Origin of the sequence: Nocardia gipuzkoensis (genome assembly GCF_021183645.1) — a bacterium.
In the GTDB taxonomy this organism is placed as follows: domain Bacteria; phylum Actinomycetota; class Actinomycetes; order Mycobacteriales; family Mycobacteriaceae; genus Nocardia; species Nocardia abscessus.
In genome coordinates, this window is record NZ_CP089225.1 from 5,564,205 (window position 1) to 5,578,539 (window position 14,335).

A 14,335-nucleotide genomic window follows, 5' to 3' on the forward strand; every position below is an offset into this window, starting at 1 on the left:
GTTTTCCGCGTGAGCGATGGTTTGTTCGACGTGCCCGGCGCCGCGGTGCCCCCGGAGCATTCGATCGACACGGTGGTGCGCAGGGACGCGGGTGCGCCACTGGCCGTGCGCATGCGTCCGGCTGCGCTGGAGGAAGTGGTCGGCCAGCAACATCTGCTCGGTCCCGGCTCGCCGCTGCGCAGGCTGATCGAGGGTTCGGGTGCCGCTTCGGTGCTGCTGTACGGCCCGCCCGGCACCGGCAAGACGACCTTGGCCGCGCTCATCTCGCAGGCCACCGGTCGCCGGTTCGAGGCGCTGTCGGCGCTGTCGGCGGGCGTCAAGGAGGTGCGCGCGGTCATCGACCTGGCCCGGCGCAGGGTCTCGGCGGGCGAGCAGACCGTGCTGTTCATCGACGAGGTGCACCGCTTCTCCAAGACGCAGCAGGACGCCCTGCTCGCCGCGGTGGAGAACCGGATCGTCCTGTTGGTCGGCGCGACCACGGAGAACCCGTCGTTCTCGGTGGTGTCACCGCTGCTGTCGCGCTCGCTGGTGCTGCAACTGCGGTCGCTGACCGAAGGCGACATCCGCCAGGTGCTCACTCGCGCGATCGCCGATCCGCGCGGCCTCGCCGGCGAGTACACGGTGACCGAGGCCGCGCTCGACCACATCGTCCGCATCGCGGGCGGCGATGCCCGCCGCGCGCTGACCGCCCTGGAAGCATCGGCCGAATCCTCGCTCGACGGCACCGTCGACGTGGACCTGGTCGAGGCCAGCGTGGACAAGGCCGCGGTCCGCTACGACCGCGCGGGCGACCAGCACTACGACGTGATCAGCGCGTTCATCAAGTCCATCCGCGGTTCGGACGTCGACGCCGCGCTGCACTACCTGGCGCGCATGCTGAGCGCGGGGGAGGACCCGCGCTTCATCGCCCGCAGGCTGATGATCCACGCGAGCGAGGACATCGGCATGGCCGACCCGACGGCGCTGCAGACGGCGACCGCCGCCGCGCAGGTGGTGCAGCTGGTCGGCCTGCCCGAAGGCCGCCTCGCGCTCGCGCAGGCCACGATCCACCTGGCGACCGCCCCGAAATCCGGCGCCGTCGTGGCCGCGATCGGCGCGGCCATGGCCGACGTCGCGGCGGGCAAGGCGGGCGCGGTCCCGCCGCACCTGCGCGACGGCCATTACCCGGGCGCGGCGGCACTCGGCAACGCCCAGGGCTACAGGTACCCGCACGACGACAAGGACGGCGTGCTCTCCCAGCAGTACCCGCCCGACGAACTGGTCGGTGTCGACTACTACCACCCCACCGATCACGGCCACGAACGCGAGATCGGCCCCAGAGTCGACAAGCTGCGCCGCATCGTCCGAGGCTGACCGCCACGAGACCGGTTCGCGGGCCGGTCGCCGGGACGCGCGGGCAGCCCCGGTCGATGAAAATTCGCGTGCGCGGCACCGGTAGGCTGGGTATTCGTGCAGACCCACGAGATTCGACGGCGTTTCCTGGACCATTTTCTCCGTGCCGGCCATACCGAGGTGCCGAGTGCCTCGCTGATCCTGGCCGACCCGAACCTGCTGTTCGTCAACGCAGGCATGGTCCAGTTCAAGCCGTACTTCCTGGGTCAGGAAGCGCCGCCCTACCCGCGCGCCACCAGCGTGCAGAAATGCGTGCGGACCGGCGACATCGAAGAGGTCGGCGTCACCACGCGGCACAACACGTTCTTCCAGATGGCGGGCAACTTCTCCTTCGGGGACTACTTCAAGGAGGGGGCGATCACCCTCGCTTGGGAGCTGATCTCCAAGCCACAGGACGAGGGCGGTTACGGGTTCGATCCCGAGCGGATCTGGGTGACCGTCTACCAGGACGACCCGGAGACCGCCGAGATCTGGAAGCGGGTCGCGGGCATGCCCGAGGAGCGCATCCAGTTCCGCGACGGCAAGGACAACTACTGGGATATGGGCGTGCCCGGTCCCGGCGGCCCCTGCTCGGAGATCTACTACGATCGCGGGCCCGAGCACGGCCGCGACGGTGGTCCGGTCGCCGACGAGGACCGCTACCTCGAGATCTGGAATCTCGTGTTCATGCAGGACGTTCGTGGCGAGCTGAGCCCGAAGCTGGGGCATCCGCCGGTCGGGTCGCTGCCGAAGAAGAACATCGACACCGGTATGGGCGTCGAGCGGATCGCGCTGCTGCTGCAAGGCGTGGACAACGTCTACGAGACCGACCTGCTGCGCCCGATCATCGACAAGGCCGAGGAGCTGACCGGGCGCTCCTACGGCGTCCAGCACGAGGACGATGTCCGCTTCCGGGTGATCGCCGACCACGCCCGTACCGCCGCCATGCTGATCGCCGACGGCGTGAACCCCGGCAACGACGGCCGCGGCTACGTGCTGCGCCGCCTGCTGCGCCGCATCGTGCGCTCGGCCCGCCTGCTCGGCGCGGAGAAGCCGGTGATGGGCGAGTTCATGAAGATCGTCAGCGACCTGATGGCCCCGTCCTACCCGGAGCTGGCCACCGACTTCCGCCGGATCGAGACCGTCGCGGTCGGTGAGGAGACGGCGTTCCTGAAGACGTTGAACACCGGCTCCACGCTGTTCGACAACACCGCCGCCGCGGTCAAGGCCGAGGGCGGCGGCACGATCGCCGGGTCGGACGCCTTCACTCTGCACGACACCTATGGCTTCCCGATCGATCTGACGCTGGAGATGGCCGCCGAGGCCGGGCTGTCGGTCGACGAGGAGGGCTTCCGCTCGCTCATGGCCGAGCAGCGCAAGCGCGCCAAGGAGGACGCCCAGGCCCGCAAGCACGCCCACGCCGACCTCACCATCTACAAGGAGCTGGTCGACCGGGGCGCCACCGAGTTCACCGGCTTCGACGAGCTGACCTCCGAGGCCACCGTGCTCGCCCTGATCGCCGACGGCGTCCGGGTGCCCACCGCGACCGTGGGCCAGGACGTCGAGGTCATCCTGGACCGCAGCCCGCTCTACGCCGAGTCCGGCGGCCAGATCGCCGACCGCGGCTCCATCACCGCCTCATCGGGCCTGAAGCTGCGGGTCAACGACGTGCAGAAGATCGCCAAGAAGCTGTGGGTGCACAAGACCACCGTGGAGCACGGCCAGGTCACCGAGGGCGATGTCGTGCTCGCCCAGGCCGACCCGGCGTGGCGGCGCGGCGCCACCCAGGGCCACTCCGGCACGCACATGGTGCACGCCGCCCTCCGGCGGGTGCTCGGACCGAACGCCGTGCAGGCCGGCTCGCTGAACAAGCCGGGCTACCTGCGCTTCGACTTCAACTGGCAGGGCCAGCTGTCCGAGCAGCAGAAGGCCGACATCGAGGCCGTGTCCAACGACGCGGTCGGCGCCGACTTCCCCGTGAACACCTTCGTCACCGACCTGCCGAAGGCCAAGCAGATGGGTGCGCTGGCCTTGTTCGGCGAGAACTACGGCAACGAGGTCCGCGTCGTGGAGATCGGCGGCCCGTTCTCGATGGAACTCTGCGGCGGCACCCATGTGCAGCATTCCTCGCAGATCGGCCCGATCACGGTGCTCGGTGAGTCGTCGGTCGGCTCGGGTGTACGCCGCGTGGAGGCGTTCGTCGGTCTGGACTCCTACAAGTACCTGGCCAAGGAACGTGCCCTGCTGGCCGGTGTCGCCTCCGCGCTGAAGGTGCCCTCCGAGGAGGTGCCCGGTCGCGTCGAGCAGCTGGTGGAGCGGCTCAAGGTGGCCGAGAAAGAGCTCGAGCGCACCAAGATGGCCGCCGTGCTGTCCTCGGCGGGCAAGTTCGTCGAGGAGGCCGAGCGGATCGGCCGCCTGCTGCTGGTCGCCGTGGCCGCGCCCGAGGGCGTGCCCGCGGGCGATCTGCGCACCCTGGCCACCGATATCCGCGGCCGGTTCGGCAGTGAGCCCGCCGTGGTGGTGCTGCTCGGCAACGCCGACGGCAAGGTGCCGTTCGTCGTCGCGGTGAACAAGCCCGCCCAGGAGCTCGGCATCAAGGCAGGCGATCTGGTCGGCAGCTTCGGCCCGAGTATCGCCGGACGCGGCGGCGGCAAGCCGGAAATGGCTCAGGGCGCGGGTTCGGACCCGTCCGGCATTCCGGCGGGCTTGGCCGCGGTCCGCGCGCGGGTGGCCGAACTGGCCGGGTGATGGGCGAGCCCGCGGAACCGGAGAGGTCGGCGCAGCGCGGCGCCGACCGGCCGCATCCCGCCACCGATCCGGGTCGGGGCAGGCGGATCGGCGTCGACGTCGGCAGTGTCCGGATCGGGGTCGCCGCGTGCGATCCCGACGGCATTCTCGCCACGCCGGTGGAGACGGTGCCACGCGCGAAACAGTCGCGGCGCTCGGCGCCCGCACCCGATATCGAAAGAATTGCCGAAATTGTGCGGGAGTACGAGGCAGTCGAGGTAATCGTCGGATTGCCGCGAACATTACGCGGGGAGAAGGGGACTGCGGCTACGCTGGCCAGCGCATTCGCTGAGCGATTGCGGGCTGCCGTCGGGTCGGTGCCGGTCCGGCTTTCCGACGAACGTTTGACTACGGTGTCAGCTGCACGTGCATTGCGGGACAGCGGAGTTCGCGCGCGTGGCCAGCGGCAGGTGATCGATCAGGCGGCGGCCGTGTCGATCCTGCAAGGATGGTTGGACGAACGGAGTGCGGTGTTGAGGTCGGTGGAAGCGGGACGTCCTGCGTCGCCCGGGGACGATGCATGACGGATCGGTGGGCGCGGGCCGAGGAACTGTTCCGACAGCGCGAAGCTGATCGGCGTTACCGGAGAGACGACCAGGCCTGGGGCGAACACGAGGTCGACGACTACTACGACGACGACACGACGGTCATCCCGCGCTACATCGATGACGAGGAGGAGGAGCCGGCGCCGCCTCCGCCCGCCCCGCGGCGTGGCGGGCAGCGTGCGAGCGCTACGCGCGAGCAGGCGCCGAGGGGCGCCAAGCGCGTCCGGTCCGAGCGTCCCGAGCGCTCCGGCCGCTCCCAGCGCGGCAAGCGATCCCGGGTCGCCTCGCGCAAAGCCGCCGAGCGCAAGCGGCGCCGCCGGACCCTGTGGATCTTCGGGGGCGTCTTCGCGCTGCTGTTCGCCGGCGCCGTGGTCTTCGCGGGCATGAAGCTGATCGCCAGTTTCGGCCCGCCGGAGGACTATGCGGGTCCGGCCGGTCCCTTGGTGATCGTGCAAGTGCACGACGGCGACACCTCCACGCAGATCGCGGCGACCATGCACGAGAAGGGCGTCGTCAAGAGCACGGGTGCGTTCATCGAAGCGGCCGTGCGGAATTCGAACATGAGCGCGGTGCAGCCGGGCTTCTACGCGATCCCGAGCCGCAGTCCCGCCGTGGAGGCGGTCGCCGCGCTGGTCGGCAAGCAGTCCAGGGTCGGCAACCTGGTCGTCTCCGAGGGGCGGCTGCTGCACGACCAGCACGACATGAGCACCGGCGGGCGGTATGACGGCATCTACCGCAAGATCGCGGAGGCCAGCTGCATCGGCACCGGCCCCAGCCAGAAGTGCGTGACCTACGAACAGCTCGACGCCGCGGGCGCGAGCCTGGACCTGTCCGCGCTCGGGGTGCCCGCGTGGGCGACGCAGGGTGTCAAGGACTGCCCGGACCGGACGAGGCAGCTGGAAGGGCTCATCGCCGCGGGCACCTGGGATTTCGATCCCAGCGGCACGCCGGAACAGATCCTGCGGCAATTGGTGACCGCCAGCGCCAAGAGCTATGAATCCACCGGACTGCTGCAGTCCGGCGCCGACACGAAACTGACCCCGTACGAGACGCTGGTCGCCGCCTCGCTGGTGGAGCGCGAGGCGAAACCCGAGGACATGGGCAAGGTGGCACGGGTGATCGTGAACCGGCTGCGGGTGGATCAGATGCTGCAATTCGACTCGACGGTGAACTACACCCTGGATCGCACCGAGGTGGCGACCACCGACGCCGACCGTGCCCAGGAAACCGCGTGGAACACCTATGCGATGCGCGGCCTGCCCAGGACCCCGATCGCCGCGCCGTCGTTGAACGCGTTGCGTGCCATGGAGAATCCCGAGGCGGGGCCGTGGTTGTACTTCGTCACCGTCGACAAGCAGGGCACCACCCTGTTCACCGACGACTATCAGGAGCACCTGCGCCTGATCGCACGGGCGCAGCGCAGCGGCATTCTGGACAGTTCCAAGGACAGTGGTGGCCGATAGTCGCAAGGCGGCGGTGCTCGGCAAGCCGATCGCGCACTCGCGATCGCCACAGCTGCACCTGGCCGCGTATCGCGCACTCGGGCTGAACTGGAGCTACGAGCGCATCGAATGCTCGGCCGAGCAGTTGCCCGGGTTGGTCGACGGGCTGGGGCCGGAATGGGTCGGGCTCTCGGTGACCATGCCCGGCAAGGAAGCGGCACTGGCCTACGCGGACGAGCGCACCGACCGGGCCGTGCTGGTGGGATCGGCCAACACCTTGGTCCGCACCGACGCAGGCTGGCTGGCTGACTGCACCGACGTGGACGGAGTGCTCGGCGCGCTGCGCGGCGGTGGCGTCACCGACCTGGCCGAGGGCGTGGTGCTGGGCGCGGGCGGAACGGCGCGGCCCGCCCTGCTGGCGTTGTCGGAACTCGGCGCGAAGTCGGTCACCGTGGTGGCGCGGGACGCCGGGCGGGCGGGCGGCGCACTCGACCTCGCCGAGCGGCTCGGGATGACCCCGGCACTGGCCGGATTCGATGCCAGAACCCTTCAGGGGATCTGTGCGGCGGCAGGCGCCGTGGTGAGCACCGTGCCCGCCACGGCGGCCGCGGTGGTCGCCCCCGCGGTGGCAGCTGCCCCGGTGGTCCTCGACGCGATCTACAACCCCTGGCCCACCCCGCTGGCCGAGGCGGTGGCGCGAGCCGGGCACACGGTGGTGAGCGGGCTGCAGATGTTGCTGAACCAGGCGTACGGGCAGGTCGAGCTGTTCACCGGGCGGCCGGCGCCGCGCGCGGAGATGGCGGCGGCGCTGGACGAGGGGCATCGACCCAAAAATTGATACAAGTTCTAGTTTGGTTCGGCGTGGCGCAGGGTTAGGGTGGTGCGCATGAATGCTTGGGTGTTGCGGGCCATCGTGCTCGGTGCGCTGGTCGTCTTCCTGCGCGCCGCGCTCGGGTTCGCGATGGTGTACTGGCCGACCCACGGGGCGTGGATGCGTGCGCTCGCACTGATCGTGCTCGTGGCGGCCATCCTGTCCTGGGGTTTCCTGGACGGTCGCAAGGACAGGACGGCCCACCCCGATCCCGAGCGCGGCACCGACCTGACAATGCTGTGGCTGAAGACCGCCGTGGCGGCCGGCGTCGGCAGCGGCCTCGGCGCCTGGTTGCTCGACTGGCTGCCCAGGTTCGACCTCGGGGACAACGGCCTGCTCTTCGAACTCACCGGGGCCGCATCGTTCATCGTCCTGCTGATCTTCATCCCCGCCCTCATCGGCGTCGGCATCGGCCGTACACTCGGCGACCGCGCCGCCACCAAACGGTCCGCCACCGCCCACACCCCCGCCTGACCCGAACTCGCGGCTCGCGCACTGACGGATGCCCGCCATGACCGGGCATATCCCGGTTCTCGGATCGTCCAGCACGCACGGTCTGCCGCAGAGTCGGCAGTGGCGACTCTGCCGACGTGTAGGTCCAGTCCGTCCATATGCTCTCCGTTACCGTGACCGCTGTATTATTCTGCTGTCCAATGGATTTCAAGGGAGGGGAGCGTTATGTTCATCAGGATCGGGGTTACCGCGGTAATGGCGATCGCCGCGTCCGCGTTCGTGTTCGGCGGACAGTCGGCGGCGAAAGCCGGTGGCTGCGCATCGGCGCAGCCGACTTGGGGGTTCCAATGCGTGGGTTCGGCGTCGAACGTCTCGCTGGCGAGCTGCCTGAAGGACGCGCCGCTGTGGAGCGATCGGGCGCAGTGCATTCCGCGAAACGACGGTAGTGGTAGGTACGACCTCTGGGTTCCGTCCAACTGAGACGTCTGGGCGAACCCGATGACCACCGGTCGGTTCGAGGTGGGTCGAGCAAGCCGCCACGCCGGCCTGCCGTAACAGCGAAACGGCGCACCCTCCGAGAGGGTGCGCCGTTGTCGTTCGCTGGGAATCCCGGCGCCGGACGGACGGTGGCGCTACAGCAGGACCGCGCCGCCGCTCGGGCTGTCCTCCCGGGCGATCGCCGAGTAGGCGGCGGCCAGCAGAGTGGGATCGGGTCCTTCCAGGCGGCCGGGCTTGGCCAGGCCGTCGAGCACGACGAAGCGCAGCACGCCGGAGCGGGTCTTCTTGTCCGTCTGCATGGCGTCCAGCAGTTGGGGCAGCGCGTCGGCGTCGTAGCTGGTCGGCAATCCGACAGCGGACAGGATGGCGCGGTGGCGGTCGGCGGTGGCGTCGTCGAGACGGCCCGCGAGACGGCCCAGTTCGGCGGCGAACACCAGTCCGACTGCCACCGCGGCGCCGTGCCGCCACCGGTAGCGCTCCCGACGCTCGATGGCGTGGCCGAGAGTGTGGCCGTAGTTGAGGATCTCGCGGAGGCTCGACTCCTTCAGATCAGCGGCGACGACGTCGGCTTTCACCTGGATCGCGCGGCGGATCAGTTCGGGCAGCACGTCGCCGGACGGGTCGAGGGCGGCCTGCGGGTCACGCTCCACCAGGTCCAGGATCACCGGGTCGGCGATGAAGCCGGCCTTGATGATCTCGGCCATGCCCGCGACGATCTCGTTGCGCGGCACGGTTTCCAGGGTGGCCAGGTCGACCAGCACGGCGGCGGGTTCGTGGAAGCAGCCGACCAGGTTCTTGCCCGCCTCGGTGTTGATGCCGGTCTTGCCGCCCACCGCCGCGTCGACCATGGCGAGCAGCGTGGTGGGCACGTGCACGATGCGCACGCCGCGCATCCAGGTGGCGGCGACGAACCCGGCCAGGTCGGTCGCCGCGCCGCCGCCGAGGCTGACCACGACGTCGTTGCGGGTCAGGCCGATGCGCCCGAGCACCTCCCAGCAGAAGCCCGCGACGGCCAGGTCCTTGCCCGCCTCGGCGTCCGGGATCTCGACGCGGTGCGCGTCGATACCGGTGTCGGCCAGCGCCTTGCGCACCACTTCGGCGGTCTCGGTGAGCGGCGGCTGGTGGAAGATGGCCACGGTGCGCACGCCTGTGGTCGCGCCGCTGACCGACTCGACGAGTTCACCGAGCAACCCGCGGCCGATGATCACCGGGTACGGGTCGGCGGTCCGGACTTCGAGACGACTCGGCTCTGTCACGTGGCTTGCTCCGATTCTGTTGGTGCTGTTGTCGACTGCTGACGTGCCCGGGAGCGGGCACGGCGGGAGCGGGCGCGCCTGGATCGGCTGCCCGCGGTCTCGCCGCTGCCCGCTCCGGTCGCGGCGTCGGGTTCGCTCGTGACGCCCCTGCGGGTGCGACGGGATCGAACGGCTGCGACCGCGGATTCCGGCGCGGGACCGGCGGCGGTGTCGTTGGGCTCGCCCTGATCGGCGTCCTTGCGCCGGGACGTGGCCTTGGCTCGGGCGCGCCGGCGGGCCCGGGACCGGCTGCTGCCCTGCGGGATTCCGCTGGGCGGTGGCCGCAGGTCCGCCTCGGCGCGCTCCGCGGGCTCCATTCCGAGCCTGGTCATGATCATCCGCACCACCCGGCCCGGGCTGCGGCCGTCGGTGCGGACCCGGACGGTGGCCACCTCCCGGTAGAGCGGGCGGCGGGCGCGCATCAGCTCCCGGTACTTCGCGCCCGGGTCCGCGGCGTTGAGCAGGGGCCGCTGGGTGCTCGCTCCGGTGCGCCGAAGGCCCTCGGCCACACTGATCTCCAGGTAGACGACGGTGCGGTTGCGCAGAAGGGCCCTGGTGTTCTCCGACAGCACGGCGCCGCCGCCGAGCGAGACGACGCCGCGCTCGGCGAGCACGGCGCGGCGCACCACCCGTTCCTCGATTCTGCGGAACTCGGGCTCACCGTCTTCGGCGAAGATCTCCGGGATCGTGCGACCGGTCTCCCGCTCGATGCCCGCATCGGTGTCGTACAGCTCGACACCGAGTTCCCTGGCGAGCTTGCGGCCGATCGTGGATTTCCCCGCCCCGGGCGGTCCGACCAGCACCACGCGCGGGGCGCGCGGATCGGTCTGCACGATCATTGCGACCGACTGTCCGCGGGCACGTGGGGACGGGTGCTGATGCGCTTGACGTAGCTGGTGATGTTCTCGACGGTCTCGGTGATCGAGTCGCCGCCGAACTTCTCCAGCGCGGCCTGCGCGACGACCAGCGCCACCATGGATTCGGCGACCACGCCCGCGGCGGGCACGGCGCACACGTCCGAGCGCTGATGGATGGCCACGGCCTCCCCGCCGGTGGTCATGTCGACGGTGGACAGCGCGCGCGGCACGGTGGAGATCGGCTTCATCGCCGCACGCACGCGCAGCGCCTCGCCGTTGGTCATGCCACCCTCCAGGCCGCCTGCGCGGTTGGTGGAGCGCAGCACGCCGTCGGGGCCGGGCCGCATCTCGTCATGCGCCTGGCTGCCGCGGCGTCGCGCGGTCTCGAAGCCGTCGCCGACCTCGACGCCCTTGATGGCCTGGATTCCCATGAGCGCGGCCGCGAGCCGGGAGTCCAGCCGGTTCTCGCCACTGGTGAACGAGCCGAGACCGACCGGAAGCCCATCGACGACCACTTCGACCACGCCACCGAGGGTGTCGCCGTCCTTCTTGGCCGCCTCGATCTCCGCGATCATCGCGGCTTCGGCGTCCTTGTCGAACGCCCGCACCGGGCTCTCGTCCACCACGGCGAGGTCGGCCGCGGTCGGCACGATGCCCGAGGTGTTCTGCGCCGTGCCGATCGAGACGACGTGCGAGACGACCTCCGCGCCGAACGCCTGGCGCAGGAAATTGCGCGCGACGGTGCCCGCCGCGACGCGGGCTGCGGTCTCCCTGGCACTGGCCCGCTCCAGCACGTTGCGGGCGTCATCGAAGTTGTACTTGAGCATGCCGGAGTAGTCCGCGTGCCCGGGCCGGGGCCGGGTCAGCGGGGCGTTGCGGGCCAGCTCGGCGAGTTCGGCCGGATCGACCGGGTCGGCGGACATCACGGTGGTCCATTTCGGCCACTCGGAGTTGGCCACCTCGATGGCGACCGGACCGCCCATGGTCCGTCCGTGCCGGACGCCGCCGACGACGGTGACCTTGTCGGCCTCGAACTTCATCCGCGCGCCGCGCCCGTAACCCAGCCTGCGGCGGGCCAGCTGCGTGGAGATCTCGTCCGACGTCACCTCGACGCCTGCCACCATCCCCTCGAGGATGGCGACGAGAGCGGGACCATGGGATTCTCCGGCAGTTATCCAACGCAGCACGTCGTTCATCTTCCCATGTCGACGCCGGTGCCCGGGAACGCGGCCCGCCGTGATCACGCGCACGCGGGGGGCGGACCGGATACCAGGGCCGAGGCGTTCAGCGTGCTATCACGATGGGGCGATCCACCGACCGCAGCAACGCGTCGCCGACCGACCCGAACAGCAGACGGCCCAAAGTACCTCGGCCGCGGTTGCCCACCACGAGCAGTTGCCCGTCGCGGGAGCGTTCGAGCAGCCGCCGCGCCGGACGGTCCCGGACCACCTCGCGCCGGATGGTCACCTCGGGGTACTGCTCCTGCCACCCGGCCAGGCTCGTGGCCAGCAGTGCCTCCTCGGTCCGGCGCAGCGCGGCCCGGTCGGTGCCGATCGCGGCCAGGGGCTCGACCTCGCCCCAGGTGTGCACGGCCACCAGCTCGACCCCGCGCAGCGACGCCTCGGTGGCCGCCACCTCGATGGCGGCTTGCTCGGCGGTGGAGCCGTCGACCCCGACGATCACCGGGCCGGTGCTCGTCCGGTCCCACAGCGGCGTCTCGGCGGGCACCACCGCGACGGGGCAGTCGGCCTCCCTGGCGACGGCGGCGCTGACCGATCCGAGCAGGACACGCTGGACGCGCCCGATGCCGCGGGTGCCCACCACGAGCATGGCCGCGCTGCGGGAGCGCTCGATCAGGGCGGTGGCGATGTGGGCGGTGCGGATCTCGGTGCCGATGGCGATGTCGCGCACCGCATGTGCGGCCGCTACGGCGGCCTCCGCGGCGCGCTCGATCGCCTCGTCCGCCTCGCGCACCCGCAGCAACGCCGCCGGACGCGGCGGATCGTCGTCGTCGGAGCCGAGCGAGGACTCGACGATCAGCGAGATGTGCAGGGGCGCGTCGTGCAGCGCGGCGGTCTGCGCCGCCCAGCGCACCGCGACCACCGACTGGGCGGAACCGTCGGTTCCCACGACGATCGGCTTCCGCGACGGTTGCCTCGAATTCACTCGGCGGCTCCTTCTCGACCTGCATCGCTGGCATGGCGCCCTCGAGGGGGCAACTCCCCGCGCGGCCTTATTCCCGGTACGGATCCGGCGACAGCTCGGAAAGTCGTTGCCCGCGGTAATGCTACCGATGGATTGCGACTTATTTGCTGGCTTCGCTATACGGTCCAGCCGCCCGCTGCGAGGTTCTTCGGCCCGGACCGTCGAACTCAGGTCGAGTCCAGGGCCGCCGGCCACAAGGCGAGCAGCGTCGCCGAGCACATCGCGGGCCCGTGCGGCACGGTGGCCGCGTTGTCGTCGCGGACGGCGGCGGTCGACGCGCGGCGGCAGGCCAGAACGCCGGCCGCGAGGCAGGCCGTGAGCGCCGGTGCCCCGATCGCCGCCCATACCCACGTCCGAGCGCCACCGAGTGCGGCCGCCGCCCCCAGCGCCACCGCGAGCTTGACATCACCCGCGCCCAGTGCGGCAGGCGTGAACAGGTGCACCAGGAGGTACGGCACCGACAGCAGCAGTGCGCCCAGGAGTGCGATAGTGAATTGCTTTGTGAACAGGGCATATCCGAGAACGGCCAGGGCGCCCGAACCGGTCGATACGTTCGGTAGGCGCCGTTCGCGCACGTCGGACACCGTGAGGAGCGCGCACCACACGGCGAGCGCACCGTAGGCGAGAGGAGTCATGTCCCAACCCTCGCCCGGCCGCGGCGCGAAAAGGCCGCGCATGCCCGGAATGTGCACAGCATGGGCGAATGTGAACAGGTGCATGGTCAGCCTTGGCGTCAAAGGCGACAAGCATTGGTCGACAGCGGTTTTCGACTGTCCGCGCGCGCTTCGGTCCCGGCCGACGGCATGCTGAACACGTGTTGCCCGACCGCTCGCGGTGCGTCGGCGGTAGTTTTGACACATGTGTGCTGATCACCAGGGTCATGTGCCGGACTACGCGGCGCGGCGTAGCGCGCTGCGCAGCCTGCTGGTGGAGAACAGGGTGGACGCCCTGCTGGTCACCGATCTGGTGAACATCAGATATCTGACCGGGTTCACCGGCTCCAACGCGGCGCTGCTGGTGCACTCCTGGGACACGCGCACCGCCGAGGACCGGACCGTGATCGGCACCGACGGCCGGTACCGGACCCAGATCGCCGAGCAGGCGCCCGACCTGCGGGCGGAGATCGCGCGGGCCACCACGCGGCGCATAGTGCAACTAGCCGGGGAATGGCAGCTCGGCCGGGTGGGCTTCGAGAGCCATGTCGTCACCGTCGACCAGCACCGCGGCTTCCTCGAACAGCGCACCGGCCTGGAGTTCGTCGCGTCTCCCGGGCTGGTCGAGCAGTTGCGCATGGTCAAGGACGCCTATGAAGTGGAACGGTTGCGCGCGGCGTGCGCGGCGGGCGACGCGGGCCTGGCCGCGCTGCTGGAGCGGGGCGGACTGCGTCCCGGCCGCACCGAGCGTCAGGTGGCCAGGGATCTGGAATGGGCCATGTTCGAACACGGCGCCGAAGCGGTGTCGTTCGAGACGATCGTGGCGACCGGCGCGAATTCGGCTGTCCCGCATCACCGCCCGACCGACGCCGTGCTGGCCGCCGGCGATTTCGTCAAGCTGGACTTCGGCGCGGTGGTCGGCGGCTACCACTCCGACATGACCCGCACCTTCGTGCTCGGCACGCCGACCGACTGGCAGCGCGAGGTGTACGAGCTGGTCGCCGCGGCGCAGCGAGCCGGGTGCGCGGCGCTGCGACCAGGGGTTCCGGTGGCCGACGTGGACGCCGCGTCGCGGGCGGTGATCGAGGCGGCCGGACATGGCAAATTGTTCGTGCACGGTCTCGGCCACGGGGTGGGTCTGCAGATCCACGAAGCGCCCGGAATCGCGAAAACCGGAACCGGTACACTTCTGACTGGCGTGGCGGTGACCGTCGAACCAGGTGTGTACTTTCCCGGCCGCGGCGGGGTCCGGATCGAGGACACGCTCGTGGTGCGCGAAGGGGGCCCGGAGCTGCTCACCCACACCAGCAAAGACCTGACCGTCGTCGACTGACGCCGGTCTACCCGAGACCAAGCGG

At 70.4% G+C, this 14,335-nt stretch carries 12 protein-coding genes; 7 read left to right on the forward strand and 5 right to left on the reverse strand.

What is annotated here, in order from left to right:
• The first annotated feature begins 9 nt into the window (after positions 1–9).
• From LTT66_RS25390 to LTT66_RS25415, 6 genes are all read left to right on the forward strand, one after another.
• Positions 10–1,353 carry a replication-associated recombination protein A gene (locus LTT66_RS25390; RefSeq protein ID WP_181720832.1) on the forward strand — a complete coding sequence of 448 codons (1,344 nt, stop codon included), beginning with the start codon at positions 10–12 and terminating at the stop codon, positions 1,351–1,353.
• A gap of 96 nt (positions 1,354–1,449) precedes the next feature.
• Positions 1,450–4,119, forward strand: coding sequence for an alanine--tRNA ligase (gene alaS, locus LTT66_RS25395; RefSeq protein ID WP_233060944.1), 2,670 nt, complete (start codon positions 1,450–1,452; stop codon positions 4,117–4,119).
• Positions 4,119–4,682, forward strand: coding sequence for a Holliday junction resolvase RuvX (gene ruvX / locus LTT66_RS25400; RefSeq protein ID WP_233060945.1), 564 nt, complete (start codon positions 4,119–4,121; stop codon positions 4,680–4,682). The genes alaS and ruvX overlap by 1 nt, the downstream gene beginning before the upstream one ends.
• A complete protein-coding gene (locus LTT66_RS25405; protein ID WP_233060946.1) occupies positions 4,679–6,166 on the forward strand; it encodes an endolytic transglycosylase MltG in 1,488 nt (495 codons plus the stop codon). Before ruvX ends, LTT66_RS25405 begins: the two co-directional genes overlap by 4 nt.
• Entirely contained in the window at positions 6,156–6,983 is an 828-nt protein-coding gene (locus LTT66_RS25410; protein ID WP_233060947.1) for a shikimate dehydrogenase, read from the forward strand. Before LTT66_RS25405 ends, LTT66_RS25410 begins: the two co-directional genes overlap by 11 nt.
• A 48-nt stretch (positions 6,984–7,031) precedes the next feature.
• On the forward strand, positions 7,032–7,490 hold the full coding sequence (locus tag LTT66_RS25415; protein ID WP_233060948.1) for a B-4DMT family transporter: 459 nt from the start codon (positions 7,032–7,034) through the stop codon (positions 7,488–7,490).
• Positions 7,491–8,101: 611 nt separating this feature from the next.
• Here LTT66_RS25415 and aroB read toward each other — a convergent pair.
• The 5 genes from aroB to LTT66_RS25440 all read right to left on the reverse strand — a co-directional run bounded on the left by aroB (position 8,102) and on the right by LTT66_RS25440 (position 12,959).
• Positions 8,102–9,223, reverse strand: coding sequence for a 3-dehydroquinate synthase (gene aroB / locus LTT66_RS25420; protein WP_181720838.1), 1,122 nt, complete (start codon positions 9,221–9,223; stop codon positions 8,102–8,104).
• Positions 9,220–10,101 carry a shikimate kinase gene (locus LTT66_RS37490; RefSeq protein WP_181720839.1) on the reverse strand — a complete coding sequence of 294 codons (882 nt, stop codon included), beginning with the start codon at positions 10,099–10,101 and terminating at the stop codon, positions 9,220–9,222. Before LTT66_RS37490 ends, aroB begins: the two co-directional genes overlap by 4 nt.
• Complete coding sequence (gene aroC / locus LTT66_RS25430) at positions 10,098–11,306, reverse strand: chorismate synthase (protein ID WP_195149559.1); 1,209 nt, start codon at positions 11,304–11,306, stop codon at positions 10,098–10,100. The genes LTT66_RS37490 and aroC overlap by 4 nt, the downstream gene beginning before the upstream one ends.
• Before the next feature lie 97 nt (positions 11,307–11,403).
• Positions 11,404–12,285, reverse strand: a complete 882-nt coding sequence (locus LTT66_RS25435) for a universal stress protein (protein WP_233060949.1) — start codon at positions 12,283–12,285, stop codon at positions 11,404–11,406.
• 206 nt (positions 12,286–12,491) lie between these two features.
• Positions 12,492–12,959 carry a prepilin peptidase gene (locus LTT66_RS25440; RefSeq protein WP_233060950.1) on the reverse strand — a complete coding sequence of 156 codons (468 nt, stop codon included), beginning with the start codon at positions 12,957–12,959 and terminating at the stop codon, positions 12,492–12,494.
• Between the two features lie 223 nt (positions 12,960–13,182).
• Here LTT66_RS25440 and LTT66_RS25445 point away from each other — a divergent pair, with 223 nt between their 5' ends.
• Positions 13,183–14,310 (forward strand): M24 family metallopeptidase, encoded by a 1,128-nt coding sequence (locus LTT66_RS25445; protein ID WP_233060951.1) that lies wholly within the window; start codon positions 13,183–13,185, stop codon positions 14,308–14,310.
• Positions 14,311–14,335 lie beyond the last annotated feature (25 nt).